Origin of the sequence: Thermotoga sp. RQ7 (assembly GCF_000832145.1) — a bacterium.
In the GTDB taxonomy this organism is placed as follows: domain Bacteria; phylum Thermotogota; class Thermotogae; order Thermotogales; family Thermotogaceae; genus Thermotoga; species Thermotoga neapolitana.
This window is the reverse complement of record NZ_CP007633.1, coordinates 1,736,201-1,758,020: the sequence shown is the minus strand read 5'-3', so window position 1 is coordinate 1,758,020 and position 21,820 is coordinate 1,736,201. Positions and strand designations below refer to the sequence as shown.

The 21,820-nt window shown below is 48.3% G+C and carries 26 protein-coding genes; 12 read left to right on the top strand and 14 right to left on the bottom strand.

Features of this window, described 5'->3' with window-relative positions; all coding sequences use genetic code 11:
* The first annotated feature begins 7 nt into the window (after positions 1–7).
* Positions 8–1,144 (top strand): UDP-N-acetylglucosamine 2-epimerase (non-hydrolyzing), encoded by a 1,137-nt coding sequence (gene wecB, locus TRQ7_RS09000; protein ID WP_041844490.1) that lies wholly within the window; start codon positions 8–10, stop codon positions 1,142–1,144.
* Here the strand turns inward: wecB and hisIE are convergent, their stop codons facing one another.
* Genes hisIE through TRQ7_RS08955 form a run of 9 tightly spaced genes read right to left on the bottom strand, consistent with a single transcriptional unit; the run spans position 1,145 to position 8,091 of the window.
* Positions 1,145–1,735: a bifunctional phosphoribosyl-AMP cyclohydrolase/phosphoribosyl-ATP diphosphatase HisIE gene (hisIE, locus tag TRQ7_RS08995; RefSeq protein WP_041844489.1), complete on the bottom strand. Its 591-nt coding sequence runs from the start codon at positions 1,733–1,735 to the stop codon at positions 1,145–1,147.
* Positions 1,735–2,496, bottom strand: a complete 762-nt coding sequence (gene hisF / locus TRQ7_RS08990) for an imidazole glycerol phosphate synthase subunit HisF (protein WP_038067887.1) — start codon at positions 2,494–2,496, stop codon at positions 1,735–1,737. Before hisF ends, hisIE begins: the two co-directional genes overlap by 1 nt.
* A complete protein-coding gene (hisA, locus tag TRQ7_RS08985; RefSeq protein WP_015919994.1) occupies positions 2,465–3,211 on the bottom strand; it encodes a 1-(5-phosphoribosyl)-5-((5-phosphoribosylamino)methylideneamino)imidazole-4-carboxamide isomerase in 747 nt (248 codons plus the stop codon). The genes hisF and hisA overlap by 32 nt, the downstream gene beginning before the upstream one ends.
* A complete protein-coding gene (gene hisH / locus TRQ7_RS08980) occupies positions 3,190–3,795 on the bottom strand; it encodes an imidazole glycerol phosphate synthase subunit HisH (RefSeq protein WP_015919993.1) in 606 nt (201 codons plus the stop codon). The genes hisA and hisH overlap by 22 nt, the downstream gene beginning before the upstream one ends.
* Entirely contained in the window at positions 3,792–4,379 is a 588-nt protein-coding gene (locus TRQ7_RS08975; RefSeq protein ID WP_015919992.1) for an imidazoleglycerol-phosphate dehydratase, read from the bottom strand. Before TRQ7_RS08975 ends, hisH begins: the two co-directional genes overlap by 4 nt.
* Entirely contained in the window at positions 4,376–5,383 is a 1,008-nt protein-coding gene (gene hisC / locus TRQ7_RS08970; RefSeq protein ID WP_015919991.1) for a histidinol-phosphate transaminase, read from the bottom strand. Before hisC ends, TRQ7_RS08975 begins: the two co-directional genes overlap by 4 nt.
* Positions 5,380–6,666, bottom strand: coding sequence for a histidinol dehydrogenase (hisD, locus tag TRQ7_RS08965; RefSeq protein ID WP_041844488.1), 1,287 nt, complete (start codon positions 6,664–6,666; stop codon positions 5,380–5,382). Before hisD ends, hisC begins: the two co-directional genes overlap by 4 nt.
* Positions 6,638–7,264: an ATP phosphoribosyltransferase gene (hisG, locus tag TRQ7_RS08960; protein ID WP_015919989.1), complete on the bottom strand. Its 627-nt coding sequence runs from the start codon at positions 7,262–7,264 to the stop codon at positions 6,638–6,640. Before hisG ends, hisD begins: the two co-directional genes overlap by 29 nt.
* Positions 7,258–8,091, bottom strand: a complete 834-nt coding sequence (locus tag TRQ7_RS08955) for an ATP phosphoribosyltransferase regulatory subunit (RefSeq protein WP_144399136.1) — start codon at positions 8,089–8,091, stop codon at positions 7,258–7,260. The genes hisG and TRQ7_RS08955 overlap by 7 nt, the downstream gene beginning before the upstream one ends.
* Before the next feature lie 265 nt (positions 8,092–8,356).
* On the opposite strand from TRQ7_RS08955, the gene TRQ7_RS08950 reads away from it, so the two are divergent.
* Complete coding sequence (locus TRQ7_RS08950; protein ID WP_041844487.1) at positions 8,357–9,622, top strand: ArsB/NhaD family transporter; 1,266 nt, start codon at positions 8,357–8,359, stop codon at positions 9,620–9,622.
* Here TRQ7_RS08950 and TRQ7_RS08945 read toward each other — a convergent pair.
* Positions 9,605–10,462 carry an alpha/beta fold hydrolase gene (locus TRQ7_RS08945; protein WP_015919986.1) on the bottom strand — a complete coding sequence of 286 codons (858 nt, stop codon included), beginning with the start codon at positions 10,460–10,462 and terminating at the stop codon, positions 9,605–9,607. The genes TRQ7_RS08950 and TRQ7_RS08945 overlap by 18 nt on opposite strands.
* A gap of 58 nt (positions 10,463–10,520) precedes the next feature.
* On the opposite strand from TRQ7_RS08945, the gene minC reads away from it, so the two are divergent.
* From minC to TRQ7_RS08900, 9 genes are read left to right on the top strand one after another with little or no spacing between them, the layout of a single operon-like run.
* Entirely contained in the window at positions 10,521–11,153 is a 633-nt protein-coding gene (minC, locus tag TRQ7_RS08940) for a septum site-determining protein MinC (RefSeq protein ID WP_015919985.1), read from the top strand.
* A 1-nt stretch (position 11,154) separates the two neighbouring features.
* Positions 11,155–12,153 (top strand): M42 family metallopeptidase, encoded by a 999-nt coding sequence (locus TRQ7_RS08935; RefSeq protein WP_038067881.1) that lies wholly within the window; start codon positions 11,155–11,157, stop codon positions 12,151–12,153.
* Between the two features lie 3 nt (positions 12,154–12,156).
* Positions 12,157–13,176, top strand: a complete 1,020-nt coding sequence (locus TRQ7_RS08930) for a M42 family metallopeptidase (protein WP_038067879.1) — start codon at positions 12,157–12,159, stop codon at positions 13,174–13,176.
* Complete coding sequence (locus TRQ7_RS08925; protein ID WP_041844486.1) at positions 13,173–14,168, top strand: M42 family metallopeptidase; 996 nt, start codon at positions 13,173–13,175, stop codon at positions 14,166–14,168. Before TRQ7_RS08930 ends, TRQ7_RS08925 begins: the two co-directional genes overlap by 4 nt.
* A gap of 3 nt (positions 14,169–14,171) precedes the next feature.
* On the top strand, positions 14,172–14,873 hold the full coding sequence (locus TRQ7_RS08920; RefSeq protein ID WP_041844485.1) for a hypothetical protein: 702 nt from the start codon (positions 14,172–14,174) through the stop codon (positions 14,871–14,873).
* On the top strand, positions 14,870–15,415 hold the full coding sequence (locus tag TRQ7_RS08915; RefSeq protein WP_015919980.1) for a ComEA family DNA-binding protein: 546 nt from the start codon (positions 14,870–14,872) through the stop codon (positions 15,413–15,415). The genes TRQ7_RS08920 and TRQ7_RS08915 overlap by 4 nt, the downstream gene beginning before the upstream one ends.
* 14 nt (positions 15,416–15,429) lie before the next feature.
* Entirely contained in the window at positions 15,430–15,909 is a 480-nt protein-coding gene (locus TRQ7_RS08910; RefSeq protein ID WP_041844484.1) for an OmpH family outer membrane protein, read from the top strand.
* Positions 15,906–16,613 (top strand): LPS export ABC transporter ATP-binding protein, encoded by a 708-nt coding sequence (lptB, locus tag TRQ7_RS08905; protein WP_041844483.1) that lies wholly within the window; start codon positions 15,906–15,908, stop codon positions 16,611–16,613. Before TRQ7_RS08910 ends, lptB begins: the two co-directional genes overlap by 4 nt.
* A complete protein-coding gene (locus tag TRQ7_RS08900) occupies positions 16,610–17,125 on the top strand; it encodes a TIGR00725 family protein (protein ID WP_015919977.1) in 516 nt (171 codons plus the stop codon). The genes lptB and TRQ7_RS08900 overlap by 4 nt, the downstream gene beginning before the upstream one ends.
* Here TRQ7_RS08900 and cutA read toward each other — a convergent pair.
* Together cutA and TRQ7_RS08890 are read right to left on the bottom strand one after the other, a co-directional pair.
* A complete protein-coding gene (gene cutA / locus TRQ7_RS08895) occupies positions 17,106–17,411 on the bottom strand; it encodes a divalent-cation tolerance protein CutA (RefSeq protein ID WP_041844482.1) in 306 nt (101 codons plus the stop codon). The two genes, TRQ7_RS08900 and cutA, sit on opposite strands and share 20 nt — an antisense overlap.
* A gap of 1 nt (position 17,412) precedes the next feature.
* Positions 17,413–18,411: a potassium channel protein gene (locus TRQ7_RS08890; RefSeq protein ID WP_041844573.1), complete on the bottom strand. Its 999-nt coding sequence runs from the start codon at positions 18,409–18,411 to the stop codon at positions 17,413–17,415.
* 78 nt (positions 18,412–18,489) lie between these two features.
* Between TRQ7_RS08890 and TRQ7_RS08885 the strand changes: the two genes are divergently transcribed.
* Positions 18,490–20,139, top strand: a complete 1,650-nt coding sequence (locus TRQ7_RS08885; protein WP_015919974.1) for a glutamate synthase-related protein — start codon at positions 18,490–18,492, stop codon at positions 20,137–20,139.
* A gap of 27 nt (positions 20,140–20,166) precedes the next feature.
* Here the strand turns inward: TRQ7_RS08885 and TRQ7_RS08880 are convergent, their stop codons facing one another.
* Together TRQ7_RS08880 and TRQ7_RS08875 are read right to left on the bottom strand one after the other, a co-directional pair.
* A complete protein-coding gene (locus TRQ7_RS08880; protein WP_015919973.1) occupies positions 20,167–20,430 on the bottom strand; it encodes a stage V sporulation protein S in 264 nt (87 codons plus the stop codon).
* Positions 20,431–20,478: 48 nt separating this feature from the next.
* Positions 20,479–21,810 carry an MFS transporter gene (locus tag TRQ7_RS08875; RefSeq protein ID WP_038067870.1) on the bottom strand — a complete coding sequence of 444 codons (1,332 nt, stop codon included), beginning with the start codon at positions 21,808–21,810 and terminating at the stop codon, positions 20,479–20,481.
* Between the last annotated feature and the right edge of the window lie 10 nt (positions 21,811–21,820).

Genomic DNA, 21,820 nt, shown 5'->3' with positions numbered 1-21,820 from the left:
GTAGAACGTGATCAGAGTTCTCAGCATTTTCGGCACAAGGCCCGAGGCAATAAAGATGGCTCCACTGGTGAAAAAACTCGAGAAAGAGTCAAACGTGGAGAGTGTTGTCTGTGTGACGGCCCAGCACAGGGAGATGCTCGATCAGGTGCTCGAGGTCTTCAACATAGAACCAGACTACGACCTGAACATCATGAAAGAAAGGCAGACCCTCTCCGATATAACGGTGAACGCCCTTTCTGGCCTCTACAACCTGATCAAAGAGGTGAAGCCCGACGTTGTTCTGGTTCAGGGAGACACAACGACCACGTTCGTCGGGGCGCTTGCAGCCTTCTATCACAGAATACCCGTTGGCCATGTCGAAGCGGGGCTGAGAACGAACGACAGGTACTCACCTTTTCCTGAAGAGATCAACAGAAGGCTCACTGGCGTTCTTGCAACTCTGCATTTTGCTCCCACGAAGAGGAACAGAGAGAATCTTTTGAAGGAAAACGTTATGGGAAAGATCTACGTGACGGGAAACACGGTGATCGACGCCCTCAGGTACACCGTGAGGGACAATTACGTCTTTGAAAATCCCGTTCTCAGAAATGAGGATTTCTCTTCTGCAAGATACATCCTTCTCACCTCACACAGAAGAGAAAACATAGGAGAACCCCTGAAGAACATATGCAGGGCGGTGAAGAGAATCGTTGAGAGGTTCGACGATGTGAAGGTGATCTATCCGGTTCACATGAACCCCGCCGTCAGGGAAATCGTGTTTCCAATCCTCGGAGACACGGAAAGGGTGCTTTTGATCGACCCGGTGAACGTGATAGACATGCACAATCTGATGGCAAGATGCTATCTCATCATGACAGATTCTGGTGGGATACAGGAGGAAGCGCCGGCCCTTGGAAAGCCGGTCATCGTACTTCGAAGGGAGACAGAAAGGCCCGAGGCTATAGAGGCGGGTGTTGCCGTCCTCGGTGGTGTGGAAGAAGAAAGGATATTCGAGATCGCAGAACGACTCCTCACCGATGAAGGACTCTACCAGAAGATGGCACGGGCGGTGAACCCTTTTGGAGACGGAAAAGCATCAGATCGTATCGTGAAGGCGATTTTGCACGAATTTGGACTTTCCGATCCTCCGGAAGAGTTTGGCTGATCACTTTCTTCTCTTTTCCAGTTCCTTCATCACATCCTGAACGGTGATCCCCGCCTCGACCATGAGGACCGTGAGGTGATACACCATGTCGGCTATCTCCCAGACGAGGTTTTCCCTGTCGTTTTGAAGGTAGCCAGTTATCACCTCGACTGCTTCTTCTCCGAACTTCTTTGCGATCTTTCCCTTTCCTTCTTTAAAGAGTTTTACGGTGTAGGATCCCTCTGGCATCTCTTCTTTTCTTTCTCTCACCAGTCTGTACAGCTCAAGCCAGAAGGTGGGAGAGCCTGTCTCTTCGAATCTGTGTTCCACCTTGAAGAAGCAGGACCTGTTTCCTGTGTGGCACGCCACCTTCTCCTCCGGAAAGTCCACGATATAAAGGTACGCATCATCATCGCAGTCTCTCCTTATTTCCACAACCCTCATGGTGTTTCCAGAGGTCTCTCCCTTTTTCCAGATCTTTTGTCTTTCTCTGGAGAAGAAGTGAGCGTATCCCGTTTTCTTCGTGAGCTCCAGTGCCTCTCTGTTCGCGTAAGCGAGCATCAGCACCTCGCCGGTTGTTCTCTCCTGAACCACCACGGGATAGAGTTCCATCACATTCCCTCCAATCTCACGTTCACACCGTTTTCTCTGAGAAATCTTTTGAGTTCCATCACATCGATCTCTCTGAAATGAAACACAGACGCCGCAAGTGCAGCATCCGCACCGGCCCGGAACGCCTCAAGAAAATGCTCCATCTTTCCCGCACCACCCGAAGCGATGATGGGAAGGTTCGTCAGCGGTCTTACGAATTCGATCATCTCCGTGTCGTATCCCATTTTCGTACCGTCTCTGTCGATGCTGGTGAGAAGTATCTCTCCGGCTCCCCTTCTTTCCACCTCACGGACCCAGTCCGAGAGGAGAATACCGGTGTTTTTCTTTCCCGAGTAGGTGAAGACGATGAAATCACCGTCCATCCTCTTTGCATCTATCGCCACAACGACCGCCTGGCTTCCGAAGGTTTCGGCGATCCTGGTGATGAGATCCGGTTTTTCCACCGCAGCGGTGTTGATGCTCACTTTGTCCGCACCTCTGAGGATGAGTTCCGATGCCGTTTCGAAATCGTGTATTCCTCCACCCACAGTGAAGGGAATGTCGATCTGTTCTGCCACCTTCTCCACCAGTTCGAGCATCGTTTTTCTCTTTTCCACAGACGCGGTGATGTCCAGAAAGACGAGTTCGTCTATTCCTATCTCGGAGTAAAGCTTTCCCAGTTCAACGGGATCTCCACTGTCTCTGAGGTTTTCAAAGTTCGTACCCTTCACCACGCGACCGTCTTTCACATCAAGACACGCTATTATTCTCTTGGCAAGCATACCTTTTCATCACCTCGACTGTGAGGGTGCCTTCCAGAAACGCTCTTCCCACGATCACACCCTTCAAAAGACCGTTCGTTCTTCTGTGGACCTCAAGAGCCTCCTCTAGGGAACGTTCTGAGGAGATACCACCCGCTGCTATCACTTTCACACCCGTTTCCAGGGCGATCCTTTCCGTCAGAGAGAAATCGTGCTCTTTCAGGGTGCCATCCTTTTCTATCTCCGTGTGGACGATCTCTTCAAGGCCGAACTCTTTCAATCTGTTCACAAGAAAAACAGGATCGATGTCTTTTTCATCCAGCCAGCCCTTGAACGCCACCTTCCCTTCTCTTGTGTCGAGACTGAAGACTGGATTCACTCCGATTTCTTTTAACTTCTTCAGGAAAGAGGGATCTTCCAGCACCTTTGAACTCACGATCTGTCTTCTGAATCCCATTCCGAGGAGTTTTTTTGCGTACTCCAGTATCCTTATTCCACCGCCGATTTGAATGTGATCGGCATAGGATGAGAGTTTTTCCAGAACCGGCAGGTTTTCATCGCTTTCCTCTATGGCTCTTGAAAGATCCACCACGTGGATGAGAGAAAATCCCTCCTCGACGAGTTTTTCCACAAGTTCAATGGGATCCTTCTCGTAGAATATCGTGTTTTCCTTTTTACCCTTGACCATCCTCACGACCTTTTTTCTGTACAGGTCTATGGCCGGGATGACGAGCATTCGATCACCTTCCTGAGGAGTTTCTTTCCTATCTTCGAACTCTTCTCCGGATGGAACTGGAAACCGAGTATTTTTCCTTTTCTGACGGATGAAGGAAAGATCTCCCCGTCGTACTCTGTCGTTCCCAGAACGTAGTCCTTTTCACACACGACCCTGTAAGTGTGAACGAAGTAATAGTATCCGCTCGGAAAGGTGTCCTTGAAGATCACCTCGTTCCATCCCATGTGGGGAAGTCTTTTGCTTTTCAGTTTCACAACGTTTCCATCTATCAGGGAAAGCCCTCTCACACCCGGTGCCTCTTCGCTTTCTTCGAACAAAAGTTGCATACCAAGACAGACACCGACAACGTACTTTCCGTCTTCCACGTGTTCTTCTATGAAGTCGATCAGGCCGTTTTCTTTCAACCTTCTCATTCCTTCTCCAAAGTGCCCAACACCGGGAATGAAGAGAAGGTCGTACAGATCTTTCTGAGGATTTTCTACCAGATCTATGGAGACGTTTTCAAGGCCCTCGGCCGCTCTTTTCACTCCTCGGTAGAGGTTCATGATGTTGCCGGGGCCAACGGCAATTATTCCGATCCTCAATCTATCACACCCTTGGTGGTTCTGGTGTCCGATCTTTCCAGTGCACGGGCGATTGCAAGCCCAAAGGACTTCATGGCAGATTCGGAGATGTGATGGTCGTTCTTTCCAAAGAACTTGAAGAAGTGAACTGTGATCCTTGCATGGTTGACAAAGCCGTTCATGAACTCCTCGAAACCTTCAACGGGCATGTCCTCTATCTTCTCCACGGAGAATTCAAAATTCTTCTGGAAGAAGGGCCTTCCAGAGAGATCCACGTAACATCCTATGAGCGCCTCGTTCATAGGAACGGAGGCCTCGCCGAACCTTTTCACCTTCGTGTAGTCGAAGAGCTCCCTGAACGCCTGTCCCAGGGAGATTCCAAAGTCCTCTATCAGATGGTGAAGGATACCGTCTTTGCTCTCACAGGTGCTCACCCTGAGACCCAGTCCCGAATAGTGACAGAAAGTGTTCAAAAGATGATCGAAGAAGTTCACACCGGTGCTTCCTTCGAGTTTTCCGTGAACCGTGTCCAGTGTTATGGAGATCTCTATCTCCTTCGTGTTTCTTTGAACAATGACACCGTTTTCTATCCTTTCCACCGTCATCTGAACACCTCCAGTTCTTTCAGAATAGTTTCGTTCTCTTCTCTTTTTCCGATAGTGATTCTAACACCTTCTCTGAAACTTCGAACTGCTATGTTCTTCTGCCGGAGCTGTTCTATCAGTTTGTTCTGCTCTTTTCTGTCCATGAATATGAAAACGAAGTTCCCGCGCGAGTCGGAAATGGAATAGTTCAGCTCCTTCAGTGCTTTTTTCATTCTCTCCCTCTCCGAGACGATGTATTCTATCCGCTCTTTGAAGATATCGATGTGTTCCAGCGCCACCTTCGCAAAGGTCTGGGAGACGTAACTCACGTTGAACGGCAGTCTCACTCTGTTGTACGCGTCGATGAACTTTTCAGAGGAGATGACGTATCCGATCCTCTGAGCAGCGAGAGAAAACGCCTTGGAAAATGTCCTGATGATGGCAAGATTTTCGTACTCTTTCAAAAGGTCGATGTAGCTTTCTCCATGGAATTCGTAGTAGGCTTCATCCAGAGCAACGAACGCTCCTTTTTTCAGGATCTTTTCGATCTCCTCCCTTTCGAAGACATGACCCGTCGGGTTGTTGGGATTTGGGATGAAGACAACGTCTCCCTCTCCAACATCGACTTCTGGTATTTTCAGATACTTCGTGAGAGGAATTTCGAGGTACTTTGCACCAACCGCCTTCGCGAAAATTCTGTAACAGCTGTAGGTGGGGGGGAAGAAAACCGCTCGTTCGAACATGAGCATCATCACGTATATGATCTCGTCGGCACCGTTTCCGATCGACACGTTATTCTCTCTCAAAAAATCGGCATCGAGATATTCAAGAATCTTTTCGATGAGTTCTTCGTCCGGAGAATCGTAATATATTCTCATCTTGTCGCCTTCGAGTTTTCTGAAGACCTCCTCTGTGAGTTCTTTCGGAAAGGGAAACGGATTTTCGTTCAGGGCGAGGTAGATCCTGTCTCTCTTCTCTGTCTCGTACGGGTAAGCCCTTTTTATGATCAGATCAACGGGATTCACAGCGATTCCCTCCTCACGTCCACAGCCCTCGCGTGTGCCTCAAAGCCTTCCCATCGTGCCATTCTGGAGTAGAGCACACTTTTCTTCTTGAAATCTTCCTCGGAAAAGTGGGTGACGAAGATCTTCTTTGTGAAATCAGAAACCCTGAGTCCAGAAGAAAACCTTGCGGACCTGAACGTGGGAAGCACATGGTTTGGCCCCGCACCGTAGTCTCCCACGGATTCGCAGGTGTACCTTCCAAGGAACACGGAACCTGCGTTCTTCACATAACTCAGAACTTCGAAGGGTTTTTCCACGAGTATTTCCAGATGTTCTGGGGCGATGAGGTTGGAGATCTCAAAGGCCCTTTTCAGATCGTCGGTGAATACGATGATTCCGAAGTTGCTCGTGGATATCTCGGCGGTTTTCCTTCTCTCTTCAGGAAGGGATTGAAGATGCTCTTCTATGACCCCTGGAAGTTTCTCGAAAACTTCTTTCGAGGTCGTTATGACCACGCTCATGGCGTTTTCATCGTGTTCAGCCTGGGACAGAAAATCCGCTGCCACAAAGTCTAAAGGAACGCTTCCGTCTGTGATTATCGTGATCTCACTTGGACCCGCTATGGAATCGATCCCCACGTCTCCATAAACGAGTTTCTTCGCGAGTGTAACAAAAACCCCACCCGGTCCCACGATCTTGTCAACGGGTTTCACCGTCTCTGTTCCGTAAGAGAGGGCAGCAATCGCATGTGCTCCTCCCATCTTGTAGATCTCTTTCAGACCCAGAATTTCACACACCTTCAGGATGTAAGGGGACACTTTTCCCTTCTCATCGGGTGGAGTGGTGACGACGATTCTTTCAACACCTGCCACAATGGCAGGAACGGCGCACATGAGAAGGGTGGAAAAGTACGGGACTTTTCCTCCGGGAACGTATATCCCAACGCTCTCAAGAGGAACCACCATCTCGCCAAGAAAACTTCCACCATCGGTTGTGAAGAAAAAGGAAGTCTCTTTCTGCCTTTGATGGAACTCTTTCAGATCCTCTATCACGATTTTCACGGTTTCGATGAAATCTTTCTCTACACTCACTTCTGCCATTTCTTCTTCTGAGACAAGAAGTTCTCTCACGCTAAGAGGGTATTTTTCAAAACGCTTCAGATACTCTTCGAGGGCTCTGTCCCCTTCGTTTTTCACCCTTTTTATGATCTCCTTGACGATCTCTTCCACTTCTGAGGCGGCCTTCATTCTTCTCTCAAGGAGTTTCAGAATGTCCTCATCGGTGGGATTTCTCATGATTATCATTTTTCATCACCTCCTGGAGTTTTTCCAGAAAGGAGATCACTTCTTCTCTTTTCGTTCTGTAACTCACGGGATTCACCACAACGTGGGTTCTTATGATGAATATTTCATCGAGGACTTCAAGATCGTTCTCCCGGAGGGTTCTTCCCGTTTCTGTGATATCGACGATGAGATCGGAAAGCCCGGCTATTGGTGCAAGTTCCACGGATCCTTTCAGCGGTATGATCTTGCAGTGCCAGCCCCTGGATTCACAGTACCTTCTTGTGATGTTTGGAAACTTGGTGGCTATTCTCTTTTCGCCCTCTGGAATCTTCTTTCCTTTCGGCCCTGCCAGCACCATCCTGCTCACGTTCGTTGGGATGAAGAACGGCTGTATGAGGCTTGTTTCCTTCTCAAGGAGCACGTCCGTGCCACAAAAACCTATATCCGCTACTCCGTAGGTGAGATACGTCGGAACGTCAAACGGTCTCACCATGAAGCAGGTTACGTCCTCTCCTTCACGAAGGATGGAGGACTCTTTTTGGAAAGTGTATCCTGCTTTTTTGAGCAACTCCATTACCTTTTCTTCGAGTCTTCCTTTTGGAATCGCGAGTTTCAACATGTTTTCCCCTCCAGAAAGATGGATCCTCCCACACCCTTTTCTCCGTTTATCGAATACTCACCGCCGGCTGCCACGAGTTTGGAGGCCGATGTGTCATAGATGGTGAAGATCACACCGCTGTACTCCTCTATGGTCCTTGCCAGAGTGAGATCCACTTCAACAAGGACACTCGGAAATCTTCGCTGAAGGAAGGAAGAAACGGAAAGGAGGTCTTCTTTCACAGAAGAGGGAAGATTCATCCCCTCAAGGTTTTCGGGAGATCGTCTGTATATGCTGTCCTCTATGATCTTTTCTATTCGAGAAAGATCGATACCTTTCATTCGAGAAAGGAACTCTATCTCCGCGAGGTTCTTTGTGTCGATCAGATTGAGCACCTTCTCGTGAATATCCTTTGGGACGGTCCTCAGCAAATCTTCATAGACCTTCGTGTGACCTATTTCCACTATCAGTGGCCCGGTGAACATCTCAAGCACACTTTCTGTTATGATCTCGAGCACCTCGAACGTATCGTTGAGGGATTCTCTTGGAATGTTTTCAAGGCCGAGTTGATACTCCGCCACCATCTCTTCTCCGAAATATCTGTAGACGAAGTCCGCGTACCACACTTTCATTTTGGAAGTGAAAGCCTGTTTTTTTCTATGATTTAGCACAGATTTTGTGAAATCACTCCGCACACGATAGAGATTCCCTTTTCTGTCAAGGAAAAAGTCACTTTCACCGGACACACTTTCCATTTTCTCAAAGGCAGGAGAGAAAAAAGGTGCGTAACCAACCTTTGAGGCTTTTCTGTAGAAGGAAATCACCTTTTCGAAATCCAAGAAGTCCACCTCCTCGAATAAACAAAAGGGCCACGTCTTTTCGACGTGGCCCGTACGATTTCTCACCGCCAAACTCCCGGTGGAGAAACCGCCGGGCCGAAGCGGTGATGATGGTGTATAGAAGCAAACATTTTTATGATTCTCCTTTGAATCCTCATGCTTCATCGCTCCTTTGAGTCTTATTCTACCATTTTTGTTAGGAAATTCACCGTTTTGAATAATTCTTTTAAAAAAACCGGTGCTAGAATAATCCCATGTCAAGGAGGCGAAGAAGATGAACGAAGCACTGCTTGTGCTAACGTTTGCGATTCTTGCCTATTATTTCATCATATTCGGAAAAGTTGCCAGATCCGTTGTGACCCTTCTTATAGCGCTCGTCCTCATGGCCATACGCATCGTTGAAGGCTTGGACCTTCGAAACATAGGTGAAGTCGTCGATTTCAACACACTGGGACTCCTTCTTGGCATGATGATCATCGTTCACATCCTGAAAGGAACGGGATTTTTCGAGTATCTGGCCATCTCCGCCATCAGGATCTCGAGGGGAAGGTTCTGGCTTCTGTTTGGCTTTCTCATGATACTCACCGCCCTGACATCCGCCTTCCTCGACAATCTGATCACCATCATCCTTCTTTCACCTGTTCTTTTCTTGATCCTCGACACGATGGAAGTGAACCCTGTTCCGTTCTTCCTCTTTGCGATATTCGTTGACAACATCGGTGGGATGTCCACGCTCATCGGTAGCCCACTGAACATCGTCCTTGGATCGATCAGTGGCCTGAGTTTCAACGATTTTCTAAAGAACATGGGACCCGTTGCTGTCCTTGTTTTTGTGATCGTTTTCTTCCTGTTCAAAAGGTACATACACATCGATGAAAAGGCAAAAGAGAAGTTGAAAAACCTCATGAACGTCGATCCAAAAAGGTCGATAACAGATCCTGCGGTTCTTAAAAAATCCCTGATCGTCTTTTTTTCAACGCTTGTCATGTTCGGTCTTCACTCTGTTGTGGAGGTAGAACTCTCTCTGATCGCCCTCATCGCCGCCTGTGTTCTTCTTCTCCTACTTGGAAAGAACTTCGAGAAGGTGTCTGAAGGTGTGGACTGGGATTCACTATTTTTCTACGTGGGACTTTTCATCATCTCCTACTCTCTGGAGAAGATAGGAGCCATGGAAGCACTGGCAAATTTCTTCAAGATCTTTTCCTTCAACGAATACCTCTTCGTTCTTGTTGTCGTCTGGTTTTCCATTTTTGCCAACGCCTTCTTAAGTGCGGTTCCCGCCACTCTGATCCTTGCCCCCACGTTGAAAATCCTCATCTCACAGGGATTTCCCACATCGCTGTGGTGGGTGTACGCTGCTTCGGCAAACCTTGGAACGAACCTGACCCCCCTTGGGGCCGTCCAGAACATAGTCGGACTTTCTCTTCTGGAAAGGTACACGCACCACACTGTGAGTTTCAAAGAGTTTTTAAAAACAGCGTGGAGTTACATGTTCATACCTTTCATCGTTGCGACACTCTACTCATTCATCATCTTTTAAAAAGCGAACCACTTTCCTTGCGATGTATCGCCTGAAGAAGTAAGAACTCTTGTGGCCTGCCGGCAAAAAGACGGTCTTTTTGTTTTTCAGAAGACTGTGAAGAGTCGCATAAGATCGATACGGTATCACACGATCAAACAACGCCCAGAAGAAGAGGACCTTTTGCTCAACAAAGGGAGCAAAAGAAGCAGGATCGTAGAAGTAACAGAAAACAGGAGGCTTCTTTCTGATGTCTTCGATGGATTCAAAGCTTTTTATCACTTCCAGGGTGTTTCCTCTGTTTTTGATGCAGTCTTTCTCTGATCTGCAACCGAATTCGTTTCCCTTCTCTCTGTAGAGGTCTCTCAGTTTCTTCGTGTACGGAGAGTACCAGTTTATCCAGCGCCAGTCTCCACCGGAACAGCAGATGATTCCTTTTTCTATGCGTTTTTCCCGTGCAAGGGCGATGGTTGTTATCATACCTCCGAAACTGAATCCCATCGTTGATATGGGTCTGTCGTTTTCTTTCCTTATCAGATCCACCAGATCGATCACATCCTGGACTGCCTCATCGAATCTTTCAACACAGTAGGCCGGTGATGGATGATAGAAGGGTTCACCACCGGTCCAACCTTCAGGTGCTCTCTTTTCGTGATAGGGAAGAACAAGGAACCAGGTCTTTATATTGTGTTCCTTGAACCTTTCTCCGAACCAGAGAAGATACGGAATGTTTCCGTTTCCGATGCCGTGAACGAAGATCAGGTTGTGATCTATCCTTTCTGGCTCGAAGACGTAAACCCGCACGGTTTTGCTTTCTTCCACGATGGGACTGTAAGAAGCCGGGAACGTGACCAGTTTCACGTTTCAACACCTCCGATCAATATTTTAAACGTGATAGAATCTAAAGAGAGGTGAGAGCATGATAGATTTTAAGATGACGAAGGAAGGGCTCATCCTCCTGATAAGAGATTACCAGAACCTCGAAGAGGTGCTGAACGAAATCACCTCGCGTGTCACCCAGATGGGGGGGTTCTTTGCGAAGGGAGACAGAATATCCCTCATGATCGAAAACCACACCAAGCATTCCCAGGACATACCGAAAATCGTTTCTCGTCTCAGAGAACTCGGCCTTGAGGTCTCTCAGATACTGGTCGGAAGCACCATTGAAGGAAAAGAAAACGACGTGAGAGTGGAGTCCAGGACCACCGTGGAGAGTACGGGGAAGGTGATAAAGAGAAACATAAGATCAGGCCAAACTGTTGTTCACTCAGGTGATGTGATCGTTTTTGGAAACGTCAACAAAGGAGCAGAGATTCTCGCCGGTGGTTCTGTGGTGGTTTTCGGAAAGGCTCAGGGCAATATACGGGCCGGCCTGAACGAAGGAGAACAGGCGGTTGTCGCCGCCCTCGATCTTCAAACCTCTCTCATCCAGATAGCGGGTTTCATCACCCACTCAAAAGGTGAAGAAAATGTTCCATCCATTGCCCATGTGAAAGGAAACCGTATCGTGATAGAACCGTTCGATAGAGTGGATTTTGAAAGGAGTGAATGAGTTGACAACGAAAGAACTTTTGATGAAACTCTCGGATCTCGATGGTCCCTCAGGTTACGAAGACAGTGTTGTTTCCTACATCGAGTCACTCATAAAACCCTTCGTGGATGAGACGAAAATTACAGGACATGGGAGTCTGGTTGGATACAAAAGGGGAGAAGGAAAGGGAAAACTTGCCTTTTTTGCACACGTCGACGAGATAGGTTTTGTTGTCTCGAAGGTGGAGGGGGAGTTCGCACGTCTTGAGCCAGTTGGTGGGGTAGATCCAAAGGTCGTCTGTGCCTCGAGGGTGCGTGTTCATACCAGAGAAGGCGTTGCTTTCGGTGTGATCGGAATGCTTGCACCACACCTTCAGTCACCGGACTCCAGAGAGAAGGTTCCATCCTTCGATGAGCTTTTCCTCGATCTTTCCCTTTCCGATCGTACCGTTCGAATCGGCGATGTAGCGGTGATAGACCAAAAATCCTTCGAAGCCGCTGGAAAAGTGGTTGGAAAGGCCCTTGACAACAGGGCAAGCTGTGCCTCTCTGATAAAAACACTGGAGTTTCTCAGAAGGTATTCCCATCCGTGGGATGTTTACTTTGTTTTCTCCGTTCAGGAAGAAACGGGGTGTCTTGGAGCGCTTACGGAGGCTTACAGAATAAACCCGGATGTTGCCGTTGTGATGGACGTCACGTTCGCTTCAGAACCGCCCTCTCATGATCACATAGAACTGGGAAAGGGACCCGTCCTTGGGCTGGGACCTGTCGTTGACAGATCGCTCGTTCAAAAGATCTCTCTCATCGCTCAGAAACACAACGTTTCCCTTCAGAAAGAGGCGGTGGGAGGAAGGTCCGGGACGGAAACGGACTTTGTTCAACTTGTGCGAGCAGGTGTAAGGACCGCTCTAATCTCGATTCCTCTGAAATACATGCACACACCGGTGGAGATGGTCGATCCAGGAGATGTCGAAGAACTGGCAAGGCTGCTCTCCATCATCGCAGTCGAACTGGAGGTGTAGGTGATGTACCTCAGAGAACTTTCCACAATGGCGGGAGTCTCCGGAGACGAAGAAAGAGTCAGAGAGTTCATAAGGTCAAAGATAGAAAACTTCGTGGACGACCTCTTCGTCGATAGAATGGGAAATCTCATCGCCTTCAAAAAGGGAAAGAATTCCTCCAGAAGACTTCTTGTTTCCGCCCACATGGACGAAGTGGGACTGATCGTGAGCAAGATAGAGAAAGATGGAAAGGTAGCGTTTCTACCCGTTGGTGGGGTGGATCCTCGAATTCTTCCAGGAAAGGTCGTTCAGGTGAAGGATCTAAAGGGGGTCATCGGTTACAGACCCGTGCACCTTCAAAACGAGGAAGCAAAGACACCCCCGAAATTTGAAAACCTGAGGATTGATTTTGGATTCTCTTCGAAAGAAGAGGCAGAAAAGCATATCTCTGTGGGAGATTACGTTGCTTTCGTGAGTGATTATGTGGAGGGAAACGGAAGGGCAACGGGAAAGGCCTTCGATGACAGAGCGGGTTGTTCTCTTCTCATGGACATTCTCGAAGAAGGAGTAGAACCTGCCTGCGACACCTACTTTGCCTTCACGGTCCAGGAAGAGACAGGACTTCGTGGAAGCGCCGTGGTGGTGGAACAGATAAAGCCAGATTGTGCCCTGGTCGTGGAGACGACAACGGCTGGGGACAACCCGGAACTGGAAAAACAGAGGTGGGCAACTCACCTGGGTGACGGTCCTGCGATCACCTTCTACCACAGAGGCTATGTGATACCGGGAAAGATCTTCCAGACCATTGTGGACACAGCGAAGACAATGGGGATTCCATTTCAAATGAAGAGAAGAAGCGCTGGTGGAACGGATGCCGCTCGCTACGCAAGAACCGCCTATGGAGTTCCAGCCGGTGTTGTCTCTGTTCCGGCAAGGTACATTCACAGTCCACAGTCTGTTCTGGACCTGAACGATTACAGAAACACCATGAAACTCGTGAAAGTTCTCGTCGAAGAAGGAAAGATCGTGGAGGTGATTCGATGAAGGATTTGATCAAGAGGTTAACGGAAGCTTTTGGACCCAGCGGTCGGGAAGAAGAGGTGAAAAAGATTCTTCTGGAAGAACTCGAAGGGCACATAGATGGTTACAGGGAGGATGGACTTGGAAATCTCATCGTCTGGAAGGGATCTGGAGAGAAAAAGGTGATCCTTGACGCGCACATCGACGAAATAGGTGTGGCAGTCACGAACATAGATGAAAAAGGTTTTCTGATGATAGAACCCGTGGGAGGTCTTTCTCCCTACATGCTTCTTGGAAAGAGGATCCGCTTTGAAAACGGTACAATAGGCGTTGTTGGTATGGAAGGTGAAACAACAGAAGAAAGGCAGGAGAATGTGAGAAAGCTCTCATTCGACAGGCTGTTCGTCGATATCGGTGCAAATTCCAGGGAAGAAGCGCAGAAGATGTGTCCGATTGGAAGCTTCGGTGTCTACGACAGTGGATTCGTTGAGGTTTCCGGGAAATACGTCTCGAAGGCGATGGATGACAGGATAGGATGTGCCGTGATCGTGGAAGTTTTCAAAAGAATCAAACCCGCTGTTACGCTCTACGGTGTTTTCAGTGTTCAGGAAGAAGTGGGACTGGTCGGTGCCTCGGTAGCGGGGTACGGCGTACCAGCGGACGAGGCCATCGCGATCGATGTGACTGATTCGGCAGACACTCCGAAGGCCATCAAGAGACACGCAATGAGGCTCTCCGGTGGACCCGCTCTGAAAGTGAAAGACAGGGCATCGATCAGCAGCAAACGCATCCTCGAAAATTTGATAGAAATCGCGGAAAAATTCGATATAAAGTATCAGATGGAGGTTCTGACGTTCGGCGGTACGAACGCCATGGGGTACCAGCGGACTAAAGAAGGAATTCCTTCGGCCACGGTGTCTATTCCCACACGATACGTTCACTCACCCAGTGAGATGATCGCACCAGATGACGTTGAGGCAACGGTCGATCTTCTCATCAGGTATCTGGGGGCGTGAGAGATGGCCAGAATCACTCTCTCCGATGGCCAGTCAAGGTTTTTGTTCTGGCTGATCGTAGTTATTTTCGGTGTGGCTATAGCTCTGCTGTCCTGGAATATTTATTTGAAATTCCAGCTCAGGAACGTGAAAGTAGAGATCGTGGAGATAAAGCCCGTGGAGTTGAAGATACCTGAAGAAATAGAGGCATCCATTTCGGTAACACCTCCACCGACTCCCCTCCTCGTGGGATTCGAGGAGTTCGACTACGAGAAGTTGAGAGACGAGATGGCGGATTTCGTCTCTGAAGATCAGGTGGTTTCTTCCTTCGTTGTGAAGAAGGAAGATGCTCTGAGGATCATCAGGAGGTCGGGTCTTCCGTATCTCATTTCTCCTGTTTCAACGGACACCTATTCGGTGGTGCTCCTCGGTGAGTTCGAGGATTTCTCGCAGGTTGCCCAGAGGTCCCTTTATGGAGTCTTTGTGATAACAACGCTGTCTGAGAGTATTTCAAAAGAACTCGCTTACGATTTGAGAGTGGCAGGTTATCCTTCCTACGTTTACGCCTTCCAGAAACTGGATAAGAAGTACTACTCCGTGGTGGTGGGGGCGTTTCCCACCCGCAATCTTGCGTTGGAGTACTTTGAAAAACTCAACTGGGACGACATCATGAAAAGGATCGGAACAAACAGCCCTGGATACGCCGGGGGGTTGATCTCTCCTTGAAGATCAAGCGAGAACACCAGAGGATAGCACTACTTCTGGCACTCGTGTTCTTCATCCTTCTGGGAATAGTCGTGGAACGAGGTAGAAACCAGGAAGAGAAAGATGTTCCGCCTCAAAAGGTCACATCCTTTCCCATTGATTTGAACAGTGCGTCCGTTGAGGATCTTATGAGCATTCCAGGGATAGGCCCCGTGAAAGCCCAGAGAATAGTTGAGTACAGAAGGATACGCGGAAAGTTTTCAACGGTTGAGGAATTAACGAACGTTTCCGGCATTGGTGAAAAGACGCTGGAGAAGATCTCAAAGTACGTGACCGTCGAGGGAGTTGAACAACCTTTCAGAAGTGAAGTCACAAAATTGAACGTCAACACAGCGTCTCTGGAGGAACTGGAGACACTGCCCTACATCGGAGAAGCGAAGGCGAGGGCCATAATCGAATATCGTGAAGAACACGGCCCGTTCTCTTCTCCCGAGGATCTTCTGAACGTTCCCGGAATCGGTGAGAAAACGCTGGAGAGAATCAGAGGAAAAATCACATTTTGAAAGGAGGAAAAGGTATGAAAAAGCTGTTCTTGCCTCTTGTCCTGGTGGGAATTCTTCTTGCAACACTCCTTGTTTCTCAGAGTTCCACGGGATCTTCTCTCAGAGTGGCATACGTGGATGTCAAAAAGGCGATCGGGAACTACCAAAAGTGGAAGGATCTGAACGAAAAGTTCAAACGCGATTCCTCTTTTTACCAGAGTAAACTTAAGGAGATGGAAGACGAACTGAAGAAGATGCAGGAAGAAGGAAGACCCCAGGAAGAAATCCAGGCAAAACAAAAAGAGATCCTCACAAAGAAGACCGAGTACGAAAATCTTCTCAACTCGGAGTACCAGCCAAAGTTTCAGGAGATCATAAACGAAGTTGTTAAGAAGATCCAGGAGTACGCGAGCGTCATGGGGTACGATCTTGTTCTCACAAATGAGATTGTCGTTTACGGAAATCCTGCCTTTGACATCACAGAACAGGTGATTGCCTACATAAACCAGCAATGATTTTGAGGTGTGTGGATCTCACAAAGAGGTTTGGAAAAAGAGTCGTGGTTGATCGGGTGAATCTTGAGTTCAATCAGGGTGAGGTTACTGGTCTTCTCGGACCGAACGGTGCCGGGAAGACCACCATCTTCAACATGATACTCGGTGTGGTGGTTCCGTCGTCCGGAAAGATCTTTTTTGAGAACACTGACATAACGAGATTTCCTGTCTACAAGAGAGCAAGACTTGGAATCACCTACCTTCAGCAGGAAACGTCCGTTTTTGGTGGACTCACTGTCAGAGAAAACTTAGAACTTGTACTTCGGTTTTTCGAAAAAGACAGAGAAAAGAGGGAAGAGAAGATCGAACAGCTCCTCCACGAATTTCACCTGAAACCCCTCGAAAACCAGCTGGCGAGTTTTCTTTCCGGTGGTGAGAAAAGAAAACTGGAACTTGCAAGAATGATGTGTCTGAACCCATCTTTTGTGCTTCTGGACGAGCCCTTCAGTGGGATAGATCCAAAGACCGTCAAGGAAATACAGAAGATGGTCCTTGAACTGAAACAAAGGAATTTTGGAGTGGTTGTCACCGATCACAACGTGGACGAACTTGCAGAGATCGCAGACAGAATATACGTCATCTACAAAGGAAAGATACTTGCCGAGGGAAGACCGGAGGAGGTTCTGGAAGACGAAACCGTGAAGGAGGTGTACCTCGGATCGTGAAACGAGTCGGTGTAGTGGGATACTCCGGACCGATCGACAGGCCTCCCGTGTCAGATCTCAGGAAACTTTGCCTTGACCTTGGAATGAAACTCGCTGAAAAGGGTTTTGTGATCTTCAACGGTGGAAGAGACGGTGTGATGGAACTGGTGTCTCAGGGTGCCAGAGAGTCGGGCGGAACGGTGGTGGGAATACTCCCCGATGAAGAAACAGGAAATCCTCATCTGTCCGTTGCTGTGAAGACGGGGCTTGATTTTCAGATGAGATCTTTCGTTCTTCTGAGGAACGTGGACGTTGTCGTTTCGATCGGTGGGGAAATAGGAACGGCGATAGAGATACTGGGTGCCTATGCTCTTGGAAAGCCTGTGATCCTGATGAGGGGAACTGGTGGATGGACGGACAGGATCGCTCAGGTGTTGATAGAGGGAAAATACCTGGACAACAGAAAAATCGTGGAGGTCCACCAGGCCTGGACGGTGGAAGAAGTCCTGAGGATCATCGAACAGATTCCGTGAGCCATTTCAAATACTCCGGAAGAACGTTTTCTACCTTCAGTGTGAATATCGCCGGGACTTCGTAAGGGTGAAGTTTTTTCAGTTCTTCGTAAACCTTTTTTTCGTTCTCTTCGGTGGTCTTGAAGAAAGCAGCCCATTCTCTGTCTTCAACGATTTCATCTTTCCACCAGTATCCGGATCTTATCTCAAACGCGTTGAAACAGGCGATCAGTTTCTTTTCAAGGAGTTTTTTTCCAATCTCCAGGGCTTTTTCCTCGCTTGGAAAGGTGGAGTACACGATCACCATGCTATCCCTCCTCGATGAGCCTGTGGAGTTTTTCAAAGTGATCGCTCTTTCCAACCACCATCAGTCTATCTTCGGGAAGTATCCTCGTCTCTCCCGTTGGGTTGAAGATCACCTCTCCACCACGTCTTATCGCTATGACGATGGTACCGGCTCTTTTTGAGAGGTTTATCTCTCCGAGTGTCTTGCCCGCTATAGGACTTTCAGGAGGAATCATCACTTCTTCTATCCTGAAAGACTCTTCACCGAACGAGAGAATATCCAGGAAACTTATGGTGGTGGGGTTGAGTGCCATCTGAGCAAGCCTCACTCCTGCAAGTTCCGAGGTGGCTATTACCTTGTCTGCTCCGGCGTAGACGAGCTTGCTGAGGGCTTTCATATCGGAAACTCTCGAGACAATCTCGAGGTTGGGATTCAGGGATTTTGCGGTGAGAACAACAAAAGTGTTCTTTGCGTCGTCTGGAAGGGTGACGATGAGGGACTTTGCCCTTTCCACCCCCGCCCTCATGAGTACCTCTTCTTCCACGGCATCTCCCACAACGTAGGGGAATTCTTTTCCAAGAAAATCTTCCAGCCTTTTGATCGCTTCTTCAGAAACGTCTATCACGACAAAAGGTCTTCTGGCTTTCATTATCTCAAGGGTTGTGTGTCTTCCTGTTCTTCCTGCCCCCACCACTATGAAATGATCGGTCAATCTGTCTATCATCTTCTTTATCCTCCTGCTTTTGAAGTATTCTCCAATATGACCTTCGATTATCAAAGACGTGATCGAGGTGAATCCGTACAGTACGATCGTCACGCCAGCTCCTATGAGAACAGAAGCAATCACCTTTCCTACAGGAGAGATGCTCTCTGGAAGAGAATATCCCACCGTAGAGATGGTGATCAGGGTGAAGAAAAACGAGTCAAAAAGATCCCATCCTTCTGTTAGATGGAACGCCACGGTCCCAAACACAAAGATAAAAACTATTGCAGACACCAGAACGGCGATGTTCTTTCTTATCACTTCGTACCACCTCAAGATAAATATTACACCATGTTTTGTTTCTTCTATCCAGATTGGTTTTTGATATAATAACCTATGAATATTCCATGCATAAGCATAAAAATACCTGATGCAGGGGGGATTGTTGTGGGAAACCTGAGAAGGCCAAATGCAAACGAGGCAACCGGAACTTTCAACCGTTCAAGAGATGTTGTTCCTGTGTCCGGAATATGTTCCAGATGTATCGATGGCTGTACAGGAGGCTGTGAGATCTGGCTTGCGTCGTTCAGAGGAAGGGAAGTGCTTTATCCGGGACCGTTCGGTGAGATCACGGCCGGGGCGGTTAAAGATTATCCTGTCGATTACTCTCACCTGAACATACTTGGATACGCCCACGGCGCAGAGGGTCTTCCTGAGGGTGTGGAACCGGGACCGGATACGGCGGTGTTCACAAACGTTGATACAACCACCGAGTACGGCTGGGACATCAAAGTGAAGATGAAAGTACCCATCTTCACCGGCGCACTCGGATCAACAGAGATCGCCAGGAAAAACTGGGAACATATAGCTGTGGGAGCTGCCATCAGTGGGATAACGGTTGTCTGCGGAGAGAACGTGGCTGGAGTTGATCCGGATCTGGAACTGGACAGCAACAGAAAGGTGAAGAAATCTCCGGAACTGGACAGAAGGATAGAGATATACAAAAGATATCACGATGGAGAGTATGGAGAAATACTGATTCAGATGAACGTCGAGGACACCAGATTAGGTGTGGCCGAGTACGTGATAAACAAACACGGTATTGAAACGATAGAACTCAAGTGGGGACAGGGTGCCAAGAGCATCGGCGGTGAGATAAAGGTGCGGTCCCTTGAGGACGCTCTTGAGTTGAAGAGAAGGGGTTACATTGTCCTGCCAGATCCCGAACTTCCTGAGGTTCAGCAGGCTTTCAAAGAGGGCGAGATCAGGGAATTCGAAAGACATTCAAGACTTGGCTTTGTTTCAAAAGAATCTTTCCTGAAGGAAGTAGAGAGATTGAGAAGTCTTGGTTTCAAGAGGATCACATTGAAGACGGGTGCGTACTCCGCTGTGGACCTTGCGATGGCCCTCAGATACGGAGCCGAAGCAAAGGTGGATCTGATCACCGTGGACGGTGCGCCGGGTGGAACGGGTATGAGCCCCTGGCCGATGATGAACGAGTGGGGCATTCCAACGTTCTATCTTGAATCTCTGACTTATCAGTTCGCCGAAAAACTCAGCAAGAGAGGAATTCGAGTTCCCGATATTGCCATAGCCGGTGGTTTTTCGACGGAAGATGCCGTTCTCAAGGCACTGATGATGGGATCTCCTTACGTGAAAGCAGTTTGTATGGGAAGAGCTTTGATGATACCAGCGATGGTGGGAAAGAACATAGGAGAATGGCTCAAAAAGGGAGAACTTCCCAAGACGGTTTCAAAGTATGGAAAAACGGTGGAAGAGATCTTCATCACTTACGAAGAGTTGAGGAACAGATTCGGGTCAGAGGAGGTAAAGAAACTTCCACTCGGTGCCATAGGCGTCTACACGTTTGTTCAGAAGTTCAAAACGGGTCTGCAACAACTCATGGCAGGTGCAAGAAAGTTCAGCCTGTCTGTCCTCTCCAGAAAAGACCTCATCGCACTTACAAAGGAAGCAGCAGAAATTTCTGGTATTCCATACGTTATGGAATCCTACAGAGAAGAAGCAGAGAAAATTCTCGAGGAATGAAAAACAAAGGGGAGCTCTTGCTCCCCTTCAGCTTTTTGGAAAGACTATGAACTTGATGGCGGTTCTCTTTTCGTTTTCGATTTCTACATCTGTGAAGGCGGGAACGAACACGAGGTCGATACCACTCGGTGCGAGGTACCCCCGAGCGATGGCGATGGCCTTCACTGCCTGGTTCACTGCACCCGCTCCAATGGCTTGGATCTCTGCCCTTCCGTGTTCCCTCACAACACCGGCGATGGCACCAGCGACCTTGTTGGGATCCGACTTCGACGATACCTTAAGTACTTCCATGTGACTAACCCCCTTTGTTGTGTGATCTCAATCGTATTTTACCATGTCTCAACGCTTCCTTTTGAAAATGTTCAAGGTGTTCAATCTCTCCCTCAACCAGGGAACAACACCCGTGAAGAAGGACTCCCTGACCAGCTGTACCAGGGTGACTTTCTGCGGGGTTCCAAGGTCCATTCTGGAAATCCTGTACGCTGCAAAAGCCCTCAGGAAAAAGGAAATGATCATTGTGAGCCTTATAGCGGATATTTCAAAGGGGAGAGTAAAGTTTTCAAGGATGGAAACGAGGATGCCTGAAGTCAGAGAGCCCGCAAACAGCATGAGATTGGACAGGCTGTTGAACACGGAAAACGCCTCTGCACTGAGCGAGGAAGGAACGCTGTACATGAGGGTATAGAAGATGAGCTGACTTGTCCCCGCAGTCACGAAAATACCTATGATAACCTGAAGGAAGAAAACGTATAGAAAGGATCTGGGAGTAAGTGCCCAGAGCAGGATGACAGCTGCGTGAACCCACAGACAGAGTTTTAAAAAGTACTGGAAACCGTATTTGTCACCCAGTTTTCCCCAGAACGGCTGAAAGAGTGTTCCTATGAACATTCCCACCGCGTTCAGAACACTTATCTGGAGATAACTGAACTGGACTTCTTTCAGGAGCATGACGTTTATGTAGACAGTTCCAACACCGACAGCAAAATTCCAGAGAGCAAAACCCAGGAGAAGATTCCTGTAATGCTCTTCTTTCAGCAGGATTCCAATCACCTTAGTTAACCCAAGAGAAGCTTCTCTTGGTCTGTATGGGGGTTCGTACTGGATTTTCAGGAAGTATCCGTTCAGAAATCCCAGAGATCCCGCTATGAAAAACAGCGCACTGAAACCCTTCCAGTTCTCTCCCAGAGAGTCCAGAATCGCTCCCGCAGCGAACATGGCAGGTATCTGAACCAGTCCGTGAATCAGATTCCTGAAACCAAAATAGCTTCCTATCATGTTTCTGGGTACAAGGTCTGACATCCAGCTCTGCCACAGGGGAACGGAAAGGGCTCCAGCGATCTGAATGTAGAAGTACAGAATGTACGCCAGAAACAGTCCGTGTTTGATAAGAGGAAACAGAGCAAACAATGTGATCGAAGTCCTGGCAGTCCACATCAAAGGAACTATCAGTTGTTTTCTGGTTTTCAACCTGTTTGAGAAGTAAACTGTGACGATCTGAAGGGCATTTGCCAGAAAGGGAATAGATCCGAAGAGCCCTATGAAGAAACTGGAAGCACCCATCCAGAGGAAGTATCCAGTCAGGTAAGGTCCTCCGAAGAACTGGTTGATGAGAACAGCGAGTGCTCCTTCCACAATGGATATGTTCAGCGCTTTCTTTATTTTCGGATCCAACCCCGCTTCC